The organism is Staphylococcus sp. AtHG25 (genome assembly GCF_003217445.1).
GTDB classification, from domain to species: domain Bacteria; phylum Bacillota; class Bacilli; order Staphylococcales; family Staphylococcaceae; genus Staphylococcus; species Staphylococcus haemolyticus.
This window is the reverse complement of sequence record NZ_QJSN01000009.1, coordinates 26,241-40,279: the sequence shown is the minus strand read 5'-3', so window position 1 is coordinate 40,279 and position 14,039 is coordinate 26,241. Positions and strand designations below refer to the sequence as shown.

The window sequence follows — 14,039 nt, the reverse complement described above, 5'->3', positions numbered from 1 at the left end:
TTTAAAAGATATATTTACATAAATTATAAGGTAAGTTCATTATTATTTTACAAAATAATGGTAAATATGAAGTGAATAGGATGTGAGATAACATGGATAAAAAATTATTAAAAAAGTACTTTGATAATAATGATTTTAAAGCAATTGCGATAGTAGTGGGTTCTAAAAAAATGGTGTTAGAAAATGATATTCATCTAGATTATGAAAATGAAATTATTATCTATCCTTTAAAAAATTGTACGCGTATTATCCCGTTTAGCTCTATTTCTTATATTGATTTATTAGAAGAAAATGAGCATTTCATAAATTATTTCAAGGAAACTGTCTAGCGAAAAAAGAGTAGCTATTTCAAAGCTACTCTTTTTACTATGGATATTTAATATTGTTTAACTAATTTGAGTTGATAATTTTTCGTGAAATTATCTACAAGCGCGTATGGAGAAATGATGAGTAAGCCATGTTTGTTAATTGAATTTTTACTTACGCCATATTTATAAGCTTGATAAATAATCTTAGTACAGTATGTAAATCTTTCACTTTTAAGATTTAAAGTGACTAGATATGTCTTATCTGTATCTTTATAGTGTTCTTCAGCCCATTTAGCGGCTCTCTCTCCAGCTCCAGGCATAGAACAACGATAGATTTTAATCCAATCATCTTTGCCTTCACCAAATCGTTGTTTGAAAGAATGGAACGACTCTGTAATAGGTTTGTCCCCAGGGCCTTCTATTTGTAAAACGGTATCGTGATCAAGTGCGATACTAGAATGACCAAAGAAACCATATAAAACTGGGCCCTTAGTAAGTATAATATCACCTGGCTGTAAATCAAAATCATCTTCAGTTGATGAAAGTGGATTAGAGTTACTCGTATAAGCTAATAAGTGTGTTGGAAAAGTTATAAGAATTATCAGTGTAACAAATAATATTTTTATAAATGGAGAAATTGAATATTTCACTTTGATACTCCTTAGAAATTAATAAATCATATTTGATGAGTTATTAATGAATATTACATATAGATATAAATAAAAAAGAACAAAAATAACAGTGTCATTTTGTTCTTTAATTCTACGCTATAATATACCAAATATGAATACGTAGATGAGTAAAGCAAATCCAAAAATATAAAATATTACGGTAAAACCTAAATATGATTCTTTACGTTCTTCTTTTTTAGATTTAAGTAATAAGCCCAATATAATTGAGGCTGCTATTACAAAAATGATACCAAGCCATAACAATATAGTTAAATGCAAACTCATGTGTAAGCCTCCTAAATTTATATTAAAAGAATGTATATACTATAGGATAAATGTAGTATAAAAGCATAGCAATATTGATTAGAAAAATAACTTCGCTAACCAGGTTCTTGCAAATGAGCGCAGTACTTAAGCTTAGTACAATTGTGATACCACTAATTGTAAGTCCTGGAATTAGCCAGAAGAAATCATCTAATTCTGCATTGTAAGTAACAATGATATTGAAACCCAAAAATAATAGCGTAATAAAAATATTTATCCAAAAAATTTTATTATTATTCATGGGTGTCACCTCTTATTAAATAGTAAAACTTTATATAATCATATCATTTATTGTATACCGGTAAAATGAGTTAATCAAAGTAATTGTATGTTTTTATCTTAATATTAGATTTTGTCAAAAATTTAGTTGCTAATATTGTAAAAGTGAGCAGTAATAAATATCAAACTTATATTTAATCTTCTTTATATACAAAAATGCCAACCGACTTAATGAAGCGGCTGACACAACATCCCTTATAACTTTTGATGAATGTTTTAATATTTATTTTCATTTTTGCATGAAGCTACGTAACTAAACAAATGAACTTCGATTTCTTCACCATATTGTAACAATTACGACAAGTTACCATCTTAATAAATAACAAATTTAGTGATTAATTATTGGGTAAATGATTTAATAATCTTAAACAGTATATTTAATGCAATGAGTTATATACTAGAAACAAGCAAAAGTTGCTAATTACATATTAAAGTTGAGTTATCTTATATGTTTAGACAATATTAATAATGAAATATTTTAAGAGAGATTAATTAAACTGAGGAGGGGAACTATGACATTCTATGATTTTGTAATTGGGTTTATAAACGATGATACACCTCTAGGAATTTTAGCTCAATATATTGAAAACGACTGTGAGTTTCCAAAACATGAACGAAATAACAAAGCTATTAGATCGTATGTTATGTCTAACTACGCCGATCATCAACTTATTGAAAGTACTAATAGAGCAATAAGTCTATATAAATTAATTTGAGTGAGCGTAATACCAATTTTGGGTGTTTAGCGCATTCCACACATCTTTAGTTTTAAAGTTAATTTCATTATCTTTTATTGAAAAAGGCTCAATAATATTTCTGTCCATCCAAGAATTAATTAATTCTTTTGGAACACCATCTAATAACATATCTGTTTTACTTATGATTAAACATTCCCAATCTAACGAGAGCTTATTTGGATTAACATAATTATATTGATTATGGTCGCTCATGAAAGACACTCCTTTTAGAATTGTGAATCTTATAATATTTTATACCCACCATGACGGGACTCAAACTACTTTATAAATTTTTTCTATGTTCTTGTTTTTGAAAATTAAAAAATTAATGTATACTATTACTCGAAAATACAATTGTACTTGGAACGGTTAATAACAAATAAAAGCGTTCAATTAATGTCAGTAATTTGAAACAAAAACTAAGTTTGAGGTGTATACAATGTCAAAAACACTTTATTTAATGAGACATGGACAAACAATGTTTAATTTACGAGGTAAGGTGCAGGGGGCAAGTGACTCTCCTTTAACAAGTTTAGGAACCTCTCAAGCCAAACAAGCTGGTCAATATTTTAACGAACATAATATTTCATTTGGAAATTTATATTCATCGAGCTCTGAACGCGCATGTGATACATTGGAATGCGTCGCACCAAACCAAGACTATAACCGTTTAAAGGGACTCAAAGAATGGCATTTTGGTATTTTAGAAGGCGAAAGTAATGATTTATTAAATGCAAATTATGATATTACAGATGCTTTTGGGGATCGTTTAGTAGTGTTTGACGGAGAGTCTAAAAATGAAGTAGAAGAACGTTTTATAGGTACATTAACTGAAATAATGCGCACATCAGATAGTGATTCGAATTTAGTTGTAAGTCATGGAACTACGATTGACGTATTTTTAAGAAAAGTTATTGGAGATACAGATGCAATTAATTACTTTATTGGCAATTGTCATATTCTAAAATTTGAATATAGAAATAATGAATTTCAGTTTATTGAAAAGATTGATCCAGAAAACGGAGAAATTACTAAACATGAAAATTAAAATATAGCAAATATAGATAGACACAAGTCAAAAAATAAAATAGTAACTCAACATTCTCTACAAGGTCAATTACTTGTAGAGGTTTTTTGCTTTTTAAATCTTCAAAACAGAAATGGCTAGAACCTAAAAACACTTATGATAAGTTATTTTAAGTTCTAGCCTGCTACTATTGTTTAGAAAAACACATTTAAAATATGAGTTGATAAATTTTTTGAAGTATCATTAATGCAACAATTAAGATAATAATACTTGAAATTTTATTTAGTAAGATTAATAGATGACCTGATTTATCAAAATGACCTACAGTACGACCAGCAATAGATAGAAAGATAAACCATAGCCATGAAACGCTAATTGTCGCAACAGTGAAGGCTACCTTTTCTGAACCACCATAGGCAGAAGCGCTTGTACCTATTACGCCAATGGTATCCATAATTGCATGAGGATTAAGTAATGAAACAGAAAGTGCGAAGCTTATTTGATTTGCAGGTGAGATGCCACCTTGTTCATCAATATCACTACTTTGTTCATGCCACAATGTCCACGCCATATAAAGTAGAAATACTAATCCTATTATGTAAACAATCATTTGAAGTATTGGAAATGACATAAGTATAAGGGACACACCAACCACTGCTAGTATGATGAGTAAAGAATCACATAAACCAGCTGTAATAACAGCAGGAAGTGCACGCCTAAATTTCGTTTGGTTAGCGCCTTGGTTAAAAACAAATATGTTTTGAGCGCCTAATGGTAGTATTAAGCCTATAGCTAACAATACTCCATGAAAAATAGCTTCTAACAATTTTATCCCCCTAGACTTAAGTATTTTTAAATTTTATAAAATCTGAAAATTTAGAATATATCAATTATTAAAGTGGCTATAAATTAAATGTCTAGAGAAAAATTTTTAGTAGTATAGTTAAAATAAGGGATTAAACGATATCATACAACAACCAATGAACATCGAAATATTCGTCACCAATTTTTGAAGACTTCGATTCGAGACCCAAAGTTTCAAATCCTATAGATGAGAAAAAGATTTTACCACTAATGTTATTAGAAGTTACACAAGTCATCAATTTTTCAATGTTGCGAGATTTAGCGTGATCTATAGCAAATTGCATTAAATTTAAAATCGTACTTTCATCTTTTTTATCAAGTAAAAATAAATTCTCTATCATAGCTTTGTGCGAACTTCCAACTTGTTTTAATTGACGCAAAGTAACACATGCAACAAGTTTATCATCTTTAAAAGCACCGATAATATTACAAAATTCATCTTCATCGGATAGCATTTGTTTAAGATCTTCGTTTGAAAGATTTTCTAAATAGACTTTGTCCCACGAATAAGTGTGCGTGTTGCTGAATAATAGTTGAGTATAATGGTCTAAATCATTTTGATTTAGTATACGAATATTAGTCATCATGTCCTCCCATAACTGTCATAGTTTAACGTTTCTTACTTATATATATAATAGGTTAAAATCAAAAAAATTGGTATAAAAATGATTTTATAAAAAACTATTTGAGTTTTAATATGTATAAATGTTTTATAAAGTTAATTATTTACTGTATTTATAGAATAACTTAAATTTGAAAAATTCACAAAAAAAGAAAACACAAAAATCCTTGAAAAGATTTTTGTGTCTAAAAATTAGTATATGATTAAAAATAATCACATATTTATTTTATATATAAATTTAATCTACTACTTGAACATTTAAATCAACATCGATGTTACCACGAGTTGCTTTAGAATATGGGCAGAATTCGTGTGCATCTTGTAAATATTTTTCAGCGTCTTCTTGAGACAATACATTTTTAACTTTAGCATCAATCGCTACGCTTAATTTTGGGCTTTCCGCATCAGGATCGTCTTCAAGGCGAACAGTTAAAGTAACTTCTGGTTCAGCGTCACGTACTTTATTTTGTTTTAAGATAAGATCGAACGCACCATTGAAACATGAAGCGTAACCAGCAGCAAATAATTGCTCAGGGTTAGTTGCATTTCCGTCCGCTTGTTGTGGTGGTAATACATCTACATTTATTGCATTATCGTCAGTGTTTACATGTCCTTTACGTCCACCAACGTTAGTAGCTTTTGTTTCATATTGAACTGCCATTATTATTACCTCCTAAATTTGTATACATATATTATCTACCCATTTACATAATTTTAAATCATTGAATATTAATTTTATTGAAAAGTAAGTTACTCAAGGTTGGAGAGAGACAGCCAATAGTTTAAAATAAATACAAGTTAAATTGAGGAAGAAGGGATCATTATGACGAATGTTGAAGTGGCTGCCACAGTTGCTCCCAATCAATTACTGGATACATTAACAATAAATAATATCAAAGAATATAGTAATGATATTGATATAATCGAATTACGAATTGACCAATGGGAAGATCGACACCTTGAATTGCTTAAATCCAATTTAGAACAACTACAAGAATTAAATATAAACGCTAACGTCTTGGTAACGTATCGCACGGTCTCACAAGGCGGTAAAGGTGAAATGACATATGAAGCATACATGACATTATTAAAAGAAATTATTAAAAATCATCATTGCCCAATGATTGATATTGAATGGGATAGTAATTTTGATGTTTTCACGCATCGTGATTTAATTGACCTAGCACATCGATATAATAAACAAGTTGTTGTATCTTATCATAATTTTCAAGAAACACCTGATATAGATATTTTAAAATTCACATATTATAAAATGAATCAATTAAACCCAGATTATGTCAAAATAGCTGTCATGCCACAAGACAAAGAAGACGTAGCTACATTGCTTGAAGCGGTAGCAACAAGTGCCGACACTCTTGATGCTAAGGTGATTGGTATTTCTATGTCTAGTGTTGGCTTAGTTAGTAGAACAGCTCAAGGTGTGTTTGGAGGCACTGTATCCTATGGATGTTTAGGTGAGCCCCAAGCGCCTGGACAAATACATGTTAAAACTTTAAAACAACAACTATTATTTTATAGTAATTATTAAGATACATTTGAAATTAAGAGGTAAAGGTTTTATAATTGAGAAGAGTTATCAACAATAAGGAGCGATAATTGTGGAATTACAAGAGGCAATTGCTTCAAGAAGAAGTATAAAGAAATTCAAACATGATATGACAATAGATGATGATAAGCTTTATCAAGCGATTGAAAAAGCTGCAGATGCTCCAAACCATGGCATGCGAGAACCATGGAGAATTATCCATATAGCCAAAGATAGATTAGGTGAAATGAGCAGAGATGTAACGCATTTTGCATTTCCAAATCATCCTGAGAAACAAGAAGATCATTATAATAATGTGACTAATCTTGGTGGTATGTTAGTGTTAGTACTTAAAACTGACCCAAGACAACGACAAAATCGTGAAAACTTTTTTGCAATGGGTGCGTATGCTCAAAACTTAATGTTGCTATTACATGAACAAGGGATTGGTACATGTTGGAAGACACCACCATACATTTTTGAACCTAAAGTTCGTAAGGTATTTGGCGTTCATGGAGATGAAGTCATTGCAGGTTTCCTTTACCTAACAGATTTAGAAGAAGTGCCACCAAAAGCACCGCGTAAAAACAAACATTTAATTTCAAAATACTAGAATTAATAAAGACGGCTGGACAAATAAATGTCTCAACCGTCTTTATTATTACACGGGCATAGCTAACAGAACTGAGAAAGCATCTATAACAAACTTTATTCAGTTTAAGTCATCTATGCCAGAATAGTATCATCAAATTAATTTTTCAAATTAGATAACTATTCTATATTCTATTTATTAAATGTTTCTGATAAGAATGATTCTACTTGTTCAGGCGATTTAGCATTAGCAGAGTGTAAATGCGCAAGTTTATTGCCATTTTCAAATACTAATAAGCTAGGAATACCCATTACATCATTATCTGCAGCTACATCTTCGAGTTCATCACGGTTAACAGTATACCAATCATAGTCGTTATATTTTTCGACGATTGGATCAATCCACATGTCCATAGATTTACAATCAGGACACCAACCAGCTTCAAATTTTACGATAACTGGTTTATCGCTTTCAATTGTTGATTTAAACGCATCAGTTGTATTAATACTTTGCATAATAAACGCTCCTTTAGATAATTACTAAATGTATTATAACGAATAATTTCCTTTAATTGAAAAATTAAGCTTAAAATATAGAGCGTTCACATAGATTATCTGATATATTTAAATTAAGACAGAATAGGAGGTTACATCTGAATGATTAAATTTTATCAATATTCAAATTGCACAACTTGTAAAAAAGCCGCAAAATTTTTAGATACACATGGCGTAAGTTACGAACCAATTGATATTGTACAACACACACCAACTAAAAAAGAGTTTGAAGAAATTATCGATAAAACAGGTGTAGAGGTTAATAAATTATTTAATACCCATGGTGCTAAATATAGAGAACTAGGATTAAAAGATAAATTAAAAGATTTATCAACTGATGAAAAATTAAATTTATTAGCTTCAGATGGCATGTTAGTTAAACGACCATTAGCTATTTCTGGAGATAATATCACATTAGGATTTAAAGAAGATCAATACAAAGAAATTTGGCTATAGTTTAAAATTACAAATTCTATTTATATAAATTATTGTAACTTTTTGTTTTAATAGTTGAATGAAAACTTACGGTATGGCATCATTAAATTGTAATTAATTTTAGGAGGGGATTCTCGTGGCAGTACCGAGCGAATTAAAATATTCTAAAGAACATGAATGGGTAAAAGTTGAAGGCAACACAGTAACAATTGGTATTACTGAATACGCACAAGGTGAATTAGGTGATATCGTATTCGTTGAATTACCAGAAGTTGATGATGAAATCAACGAAGGGGATACTTTTGGTAGTGTAGAATCAGTTAAAACTGTTTCTGAATTATATGCGCCAGTATCTGGTAAAGTTGTTGAATCAAATGAAGAATTAGAAGATAGTCCTGAGTTTGTTAACGAATCACCATATGAGAAAGCATGGATGGTTAAAGTTGAACTTAGCGATGAAAGCCAATTAGATGATTTATTATCAGCTGATCAATACAAAGAAATGATTGGTGAATAATTAATTTAAACTCCTTGATTGCGGTCATGGAGTTTTTATTTTGCCTATTTTTTGTAAATAATAATCAACAAATTTTAAAATTTATACTTTGTTGATATAAAATGTTAAGTAATCGTAAATAATGTTTAATCTATTAGCGTTCTGTGAAAAAGTAACTGATTGTTTATTATCGACTTAGAAGGTGGATTATCATGGCAATTTTAAATAAAGTTATTATTGTTGAAGGCAAATCTGATAAGAAGAGAGTACAACAAGTCATCGCTGAACCTATAAATATTATTTGTACGCATGGTACAATGAGTATTGATAAATTAGATGACATGATTGAAACATTATATGATAAGCAAGTCTTTGTTCTAGCAGACTCAGATGACGAAGGTGAAAAGATAAGAAAATGGTTTAAACGTCATCTTAGCGAATGTGAACATATCTATGTGGATAAAACATTTTGTGAGGTAGCTAGATGCCCAAAGAATTATCTTGCGCATGTATTGAGTAAACATGGCTTTACAGTTCGTAAAGAGAAACGTCTAATTCCTAATTTAACGACTGAAAGGTTAGTAATCATGCATGAGTAAATCTGTAGAAATAGAAGATATTTGTGAGAATTTTAATAAAGAAAAACATCTAATTTTTGGATACACACCGATGTGTGGTACTTGTAAAATGTCAGAGCGAATGCTAGATATTGCGAATGAAATACTACAATTACCTGTTAAAAAAATCGATTTGAATTACCATCCTAAATATAGTGAGCGTAACAAAATTATGTCAGTTCCTGTTCTAATAGTAATGAATAAAGATATAGAGATAGATAGAATCTATGCTTTTCAATCTGTTCCTTATTTGTTAGAAAAGTTAAAATAATTATTGACGAAATTATAGTGCAATGGTAGGATATAAATTAATTAAATAGTGCGAAAATTCTTATCAAGAGAGGTGGAGGGATGTGCCCTATGAAGCCCGGCAACCGTCTAGTTATAGAAATGGTGCCAATTCACATAAAGTTGATTACTTTAGAAGATGAGAGAAAGATGAATCAATGCTTTCTCAACTTTGCTAAAGTGAGAAAGCATTTTTTAATTACATAATGATTTTTAAGGAGGCACTAAACGTGATTGAGTTAAATCAAGTTGTAAAACGTTATCACACTAAAGATAAAGATGTACTAGCAGTTGATAACGTTAACTTAAATATAGAAACGGGCTCTATTTTCGGAGTTATCGGATTCTCTGGTGCTGGTAAAAGTACGTTAATCAGAATGTTCAATAATTTAGAAGAACCTACTTCTGGCGATATTATTATAGATGGCGATAATATTAACAAACTTTCAAAAGCAGAATTAAGAAGAAAACGACAAAAAGTAAGTATGGTATTCCAACACTTTAATTTATTATGGTCACGAACAGTACTTCGAAATATCACGTTCCCTTTAGAAATTGCAGGGTATTCTAAAAGCAAAGCAAATGAAAGGGCGAAAGAATTAATTGACCTTGTTGGTTTAAATGGCAGAGAAAATGCTTATCCATCAGAATTATCAGGTGGGCAAAAACAACGTGTGGGTATTGCAAGAGCTTTGGCTAATGAACCTGACGTCCTCTTATGTGACGAAGCTACAAGCGCATTAGATCCACAAACAACAGATGAGATTTTAGACCTACTGTTAAAAATTAAAGAACGTGAAAACCTTACAATCGTGATTATCACTCATGAAATGCATGTTATCAGACGTGTTTGTGATGAAGTAGCCGTTATGGAAAGTGGCCGTGTAATTGAGCAAGGTAAAGTAACGCAAGTATTTGAAAATCCACAACATGAAGTTACAAGACGATTTGTGAAAGATGATTTGGATGATGATTTTGAAGAATCAATCAAACATCTAGAACCATTAGATTCAGATGCATACATTGTTAGACTTAATTTCAATGGTGATAATACGACTGAACCAGTTGTATCTTACATAAGTAAAACGCATAACATTGATATAAATATTCTTGAAGCAAACATAAAAAATACCCGTGGTGGTTCTGTCGGGTTCTTAGTGGTTCATATTCCGCATATTGCTGAAACAGAGTTTGAGACATTTAAAGAAGATTTACATCAGCAACATGTAAATGTGGAGGTGGTTAAGCATGGATAAATCTTATGGTGATATTTTTAAAGAGATGATTACAATGCCTAACGTCCAATGGCCTGAAGTATGGCAAGCCATTTATGAAACATTATATATGACTGTAGTTTCAACTATTTTCGCATTTATTTTTGGATTGATTTTAGGAGTATTATTATTCTTATCAGCTAAGAGTAATTCTAAAGGTGCTAGAGTCTTTTATAGCATCGTTTCATTTATTGTTAACTTATTCCGAGCGATTCCATTTATCATTTTAATCTTGTTATTAATTCCATTTACAAGTGTGATCCTTGGAACAATAAGTGGTCCAACTGGTGCCTTACCAGCTCTAGTTATTGGTGCAGCACCATTCTATGCAAGATTAGTAGAAATTGCCTTCAAAGAAATAGATAAAGGTGTTATCGAAGCGGCTTGGTCAATGGGAGCTAGTACTTGGACAGTTGTCCGAAAAGTATTACTACCTGAGGCAATGCCAGCACTAGTTTCAGGTATTACTGTAACAGCAATCGCATTAGTTGGTTCTACTGCAATTGCAGGTGTAATTGGTGCAGGTGGTTTAGGTAACTTAGCTTACTTAACAGGTTTCACTCGTAACCAAAACGATGTCATTTTAGTTTCAACTGTATTTATTTTAATTATCGTATTTATAATTCAATTTATTGGGGATTGGATTACAAATAAAATTGACAAACGCTAAAAGAAAAGAGGAATGATTCAATGAAAAAACTTTTAAGCTTATTTTTAGTATTAACATTAACAGTCGTTTTAGCAGCTTGTGGTAATGGTAGTGGGGATAAAGATAAAAAAATTGTTGTAGGCGCATCTCCAGCACCTCACGCTGAAATTCTTGAAAAGGCTAAACCTTTACTTAAAAAGAAAGGCTATGACTTAGAAATTAAAGCAATTAATGATTACACTACGCCAAACAAATTATTAGATAAAGGTGAATTGGATGCTAACTATTTCCAACACGTACCTTATTTAAAAACTGAAAGTAAAGAAAAAGGATACAAAATTGAAGACGCAGGTAAAGTTCACTTAGAACCAATGGCTGTTTACTCTAAAAAATATAAAAGTTTAAAAGACCTTCCTAAAGGTGCAACAGTTTATGTATCAAATAACCCAGCTGAACAAGGACGTTTCTTAAAAATCTTTATTGATGAAGGATTAATTAAAATTAAAAAAGGTGTAAAAATCGAAGATGCTAAATTCGAAGATATCACTGAAAACAAAAAAGACATCAAATTCAACAGTAAACAATCAGCAGAATATCTTCCAAAAATCTATCAAAATGAAGATGTAGATGCTGCAATCATCAACTCTAACTATGCGATTGATCAAGGTTTAAGCCCTCAAAAAGATTCAATTGCTATTGAAAAACCAAATAACAACCCTTATGCTAACTTAATCGCAGTTCAAAAAGGACATAAAGATGATAAAAAAATTAAAGCTTTAATTGAAGTGTTACAATCTAAAGAAATCCAAGATTTCATTAAAGACAAATATAAAGGTACAGTTGTACCAGCGAAATAATAATGAAAGAAGCTCCGTAACCATTTTGATTACGGAGTTTCTATTATTTAGAAAGATTTTCTGTCCTTATACAATATACCGACGCCTTGTCCACCAGATCCCATTGTATAATCAAATTTAATAACTTCGATATACGGGTTCTCCTCTAAAAAGCGATTTACTTTTTTAGTTAAACCACTTTCAGTCATAGCGGTAAAATTAATAAATTTCATCATATACCCCCTTTAATTTTATTGTTACAGTGTCATTATATAAGAATTATTCAATAGAATGAAAATATTCTATAATATATAAAATTTATGAATAAGGTGTTTAATGATAAGATTATAGGGGTATTTAATCAATAAGTAAAGATACAGACAATCAAGGAGGAATTTTAAATGGCTGAAGATAAATTTGAACAAGCAAAAGGTAACTTAAAAGAAACTGTTGGTAACGTAACTGACAATAAAGATTTAGAAAAAGAAGGTCAAAACGATAAAGCTTCTGGTAAAGCCAAAGAAGCAGTTGAAAACGTTAAAAATAAAGCTAACGATCTTGTCGATAAAGTAAAAGGTAATAACGATAACAAATAATTTGTCTATATCACAAAGCGTAAGTGCTCAGCACTTGCGCTTTCAATTTAAAATGAATTTTAATTTATCAGAAAAACGGGCCCATTAGATTAACCTTATGGGTCCGTTTCATTATAAATATTTATATAATATTTTAAACTTAATTACACATTATCATCAGTAATTTGACCAATCCAATAACTAGCTGCAAATCCAATGATTAAAGTGATGATTGAAAGTGTCCACTCAATACCAGTTTGAGGAAGACCGGGGAATACAGCATATATGGAGCCGATAACGAATCCAGTTATTAATGCGAATGTGGTATAGAAATGATGATGTAAGAAGTATTTAATAATACGACTTGATAATAAAAAACCTGCTAATACACCTAATCCTACAACAATTAATAATGGTAGGCCATCGAAATTCAATTTAACTAAATCAGCAATGGCTAACATAATTGTTCCATAAGCACCAAATATTAGTAGCATAAACGATCCGGAAATACCAGGTAATAACATTGCGCTTGAAGCACACGCACCAGCTAAGAAATATTTAATAATAAGACCGAATGATAAATCTAGTGATGTATCAGCACTTTGATTACTTGAATTCATTAATGTAATTACTACTAAAATGATAATGCCTACTACCATAATGCTATAATGTTTTGCTTTAAACGTTTTATTAAATTTCGCAGTTCTTAGTAAATAAGGGATGATACCAATAATTAAACCGGTAAAGAAGAACATTGTAATTACTTGGTGATGTTCTAATAAATAATTGATTAGATTACTTAATATACCGACAGCTAAAGCCATACCTATTAAAATAGGAAGTAAAAACTTTAAACTAGGCCAAAATCGTTTTGAGAATAAGCCACTAATTGAAGAAATGAATCCATCATATATGCCTAATAGTAAGGCAATGGTTCCTCCACTTATTCCAGGAACTAAATCGCTTGTTCCCATACCAAACCCTTTTAATATATTTATCCATTTAAAATTTTGCATGAATGTCTCCTTTCAATTAAATAGCATCATAACAGAATTTTGAATCATTATAAAATATTCAGTTTGTAAAAATATAATTTTTATAAAAATCGCGCTAAATTAATAACATTTGTGGCGGAAATATTTCTATTGAGAACAATAAGCCTTTGATTATCAGTTGCAAGAAAAAATTGAGTATCAAATAAAAATTATTTTAGATAGATAATCACTATAATTTAGAGTTTTAATAAGTTTATATTAAGGGCTATTTACGTTATAATGAAGTGTATTAAAGTACACAAAGTCTTTTTGACTACAAATTAAAATTATTATAAACTAGTTAAGAAAAC

At 30.3% G+C, this 14,039-nt stretch carries 23 protein-coding genes and 1 riboswitch; of the genes, 13 read left to right on the top strand and 10 right to left on the bottom strand.

Annotation, left to right across the window (positions count from 1 at the left end):
* Window positions 1-92: 92 nt before the first annotated feature.
* Window positions 93-329, top strand: coding sequence for a hypothetical protein (locus tag BDW31_RS07950; RefSeq protein WP_016931008.1), 237 nt, complete (start codon window positions 93-95; stop codon window positions 327-329).
* A 47-nt stretch (window positions 330-376) separates the two neighbouring features.
* Here BDW31_RS07950 and lnsA read toward each other — a convergent pair whose 3' ends face one another.
* The 3 genes from lnsA to tsaA all read right to left on the bottom strand — a co-directional run bounded on the left by lnsA (window position 377) and on the right by tsaA (window position 1,544).
* The gene (gene lnsA, locus BDW31_RS07945) at window positions 377-934 is read right to left on the bottom strand and encodes a lipoprotein N-acylation protein LnsA (RefSeq protein WP_306419458.1); all 558 of its coding nucleotides are present in this window, start codon (window positions 932-934) and stop codon (window positions 377-379) included.
* A gap of 141 nt (window positions 935-1,075) precedes the next feature.
* On the bottom strand, window positions 1,076-1,264 hold the full coding sequence (gene tsaT / locus BDW31_RS07940; protein WP_011276326.1) for a type II toxin-antitoxin system toxin TsaT: 189 nt from the start codon (window positions 1,262-1,264) through the stop codon (window positions 1,076-1,078).
* A 22-nt stretch (window positions 1,265-1,286) separates the two neighbouring features.
* A complete protein-coding gene (gene tsaA, locus BDW31_RS07935) occupies window positions 1,287-1,544 on the bottom strand; it encodes a type II toxin-antitoxin system antitoxin TsaA (RefSeq protein WP_016931010.1) in 258 nt (85 codons plus the stop codon).
* 550 nt (window positions 1,545-2,094) lie between these two features.
* On the opposite strand from tsaA, the gene BDW31_RS07930 reads away from it, so the two are divergent.
* A complete protein-coding gene (locus tag BDW31_RS07930) occupies window positions 2,095-2,298 on the top strand; it encodes a sterile alpha motif-like domain-containing protein (RefSeq protein ID WP_016931011.1) in 204 nt (67 codons plus the stop codon).
* Here BDW31_RS07930 and BDW31_RS07925 read toward each other — a convergent pair.
* The gene (locus tag BDW31_RS07925) at window positions 2,290-2,532 is read right to left on the bottom strand and encodes a hypothetical protein (RefSeq protein WP_011276324.1); all 243 of its coding nucleotides are present in this window, start codon (window positions 2,530-2,532) and stop codon (window positions 2,290-2,292) included. The two genes, BDW31_RS07930 and BDW31_RS07925, sit on opposite strands and share 9 nt — an antisense overlap.
* 226 nt (window positions 2,533-2,758) lie before the next feature.
* On the opposite strand from BDW31_RS07925, the gene BDW31_RS07920 reads away from it, so the two are divergent.
* Entirely contained in the window at window positions 2,759-3,367 is a 609-nt protein-coding gene (locus BDW31_RS07920) for a histidine phosphatase family protein (RefSeq protein WP_053024268.1), read from the top strand.
* A gap of 187 nt (window positions 3,368-3,554) precedes the next feature.
* Here BDW31_RS07920 and BDW31_RS07915 read toward each other — a convergent pair whose 3' ends face one another.
* The 3 genes from BDW31_RS07915 to BDW31_RS07905 form a co-directional block, all read right to left on the bottom strand.
* On the bottom strand, window positions 3,555-4,172 hold the full coding sequence (locus BDW31_RS07915; RefSeq protein ID WP_053024269.1) for a LysE/ArgO family amino acid transporter: 618 nt from the start codon (window positions 4,170-4,172) through the stop codon (window positions 3,555-3,557).
* Window positions 4,173-4,302: 130 nt separating this feature from the next.
* Window positions 4,303-4,794, bottom strand: coding sequence for a GNAT family N-acetyltransferase (locus BDW31_RS07910; RefSeq protein WP_053024270.1), 492 nt, complete (start codon window positions 4,792-4,794; stop codon window positions 4,303-4,305).
* Between the two features lie 276 nt (window positions 4,795-5,070).
* Window positions 5,071-5,493 carry an organic hydroperoxide resistance protein gene (locus BDW31_RS07905; protein WP_016931015.1) on the bottom strand — a complete coding sequence of 141 codons (423 nt, stop codon included), beginning with the start codon at window positions 5,491-5,493 and terminating at the stop codon, window positions 5,071-5,073.
* A gap of 162 nt (window positions 5,494-5,655) precedes the next feature.
* Between BDW31_RS07905 and aroD the strand changes: the two genes are divergently transcribed.
* Both aroD and BDW31_RS07895 read left to right on the top strand, forming a co-directional pair.
* Window positions 5,656-6,381, top strand: a complete 726-nt coding sequence (gene aroD, locus BDW31_RS07900; protein WP_053024271.1) for a type I 3-dehydroquinate dehydratase — start codon at window positions 5,656-5,658, stop codon at window positions 6,379-6,381.
* A gap of 70 nt (window positions 6,382-6,451) precedes the next feature.
* Window positions 6,452-6,991 carry a nitroreductase family protein gene (locus BDW31_RS07895; protein WP_011276318.1) on the top strand — a complete coding sequence of 180 codons (540 nt, stop codon included), beginning with the start codon at window positions 6,452-6,454 and terminating at the stop codon, window positions 6,989-6,991.
* Window positions 6,992-7,161: 170 nt separating this feature from the next.
* On the opposite strand, the gene BDW31_RS07890 is transcribed toward BDW31_RS07895, so the two are convergent.
* The gene (locus tag BDW31_RS07890; protein WP_011276317.1) at window positions 7,162-7,485 is read right to left on the bottom strand and encodes a thioredoxin family protein; all 324 of its coding nucleotides are present in this window, start codon (window positions 7,483-7,485) and stop codon (window positions 7,162-7,164) included.
* Window positions 7,486-7,626: 141 nt separating this feature from the next.
* On the opposite strand from BDW31_RS07890, the gene BDW31_RS07885 reads away from it, so the two are divergent.
* The 7 genes from BDW31_RS07885 (at window position 7,627) to BDW31_RS07855 (ending at window position 12,140) form a co-directional block, all read left to right on the top strand.
* Window positions 7,627-7,980, top strand: coding sequence for an arsenate reductase family protein (locus tag BDW31_RS07885; RefSeq protein WP_037537244.1), 354 nt, complete (start codon window positions 7,627-7,629; stop codon window positions 7,978-7,980).
* Window positions 7,981-8,095: 115 nt separating this feature from the next.
* Window positions 8,096-8,476: a glycine cleavage system protein GcvH gene (gcvH, locus tag BDW31_RS07880; protein WP_011276315.1), complete on the top strand. Its 381-nt coding sequence runs from the start codon at window positions 8,096-8,098 to the stop codon at window positions 8,474-8,476.
* 191 nt (window positions 8,477-8,667) lie between these two features.
* The gene (locus BDW31_RS07875) at window positions 8,668-9,054 is read left to right on the top strand and encodes a toprim domain-containing protein (RefSeq protein ID WP_037537242.1); all 387 of its coding nucleotides are present in this window, start codon (window positions 8,668-8,670) and stop codon (window positions 9,052-9,054) included.
* Entirely contained in the window at window positions 9,047-9,343 is a 297-nt protein-coding gene (locus BDW31_RS07870) for a thioredoxin family protein (protein WP_011276313.1), read from the top strand. The genes BDW31_RS07875 and BDW31_RS07870 overlap by 8 nt, the downstream gene beginning before the upstream one ends.
* A gap of 57 nt (window positions 9,344-9,400) precedes the next feature.
* Window positions 9,401-9,506: riboswitch (SAM riboswitch) on the top strand.
* A gap of 84 nt (window positions 9,507-9,590) precedes the next feature.
* Window positions 9,591-10,616 carry a methionine ABC transporter ATP-binding protein gene (locus tag BDW31_RS07865; protein WP_053024273.1) on the top strand — a complete coding sequence of 342 codons (1,026 nt, stop codon included), beginning with the start codon at window positions 9,591-9,593 and terminating at the stop codon, window positions 10,614-10,616.
* Window positions 10,609-11,304: a methionine ABC transporter permease gene (locus BDW31_RS07860; RefSeq protein ID WP_011276310.1), complete on the top strand. Its 696-nt coding sequence runs from the start codon at window positions 10,609-10,611 to the stop codon at window positions 11,302-11,304. Before BDW31_RS07865 ends, BDW31_RS07860 begins: the two co-directional genes overlap by 8 nt.
* Before the next feature lie 20 nt (window positions 11,305-11,324).
* The gene (locus tag BDW31_RS07855; RefSeq protein ID WP_110709488.1) at window positions 11,325-12,140 is read left to right on the top strand and encodes a MetQ/NlpA family ABC transporter substrate-binding protein; all 816 of its coding nucleotides are present in this window, start codon (window positions 11,325-11,327) and stop codon (window positions 12,138-12,140) included.
* Between the two features lie 47 nt (window positions 12,141-12,187).
* On the opposite strand, the gene BDW31_RS12480 is transcribed toward BDW31_RS07855, so the two are convergent.
* Window positions 12,188-12,352 carry a hypothetical protein gene (locus tag BDW31_RS12480; RefSeq protein WP_016931019.1) on the bottom strand — a complete coding sequence of 55 codons (165 nt, stop codon included), beginning with the start codon at window positions 12,350-12,352 and terminating at the stop codon, window positions 12,188-12,190.
* 168 nt (window positions 12,353-12,520) lie between these two features.
* Here BDW31_RS12480 and BDW31_RS07850 point away from each other — a divergent pair, with 168 nt between their 5' ends.
* Complete coding sequence (locus tag BDW31_RS07850) at window positions 12,521-12,715, top strand: CsbD family protein (RefSeq protein WP_037548915.1); 195 nt, start codon at window positions 12,521-12,523, stop codon at window positions 12,713-12,715.
* 143 nt (window positions 12,716-12,858) lie between these two features.
* Here the strand turns inward: BDW31_RS07850 and popT are convergent, their stop codons facing one another.
* Window positions 12,859-13,710, bottom strand: coding sequence for a polyprenyl-phosphate transporter PopT (gene popT / locus BDW31_RS07845; protein WP_053024275.1), 852 nt, complete (start codon window positions 13,708-13,710; stop codon window positions 12,859-12,861).
* Between the last annotated feature and the right edge of the window lie 329 nt (window positions 13,711-14,039).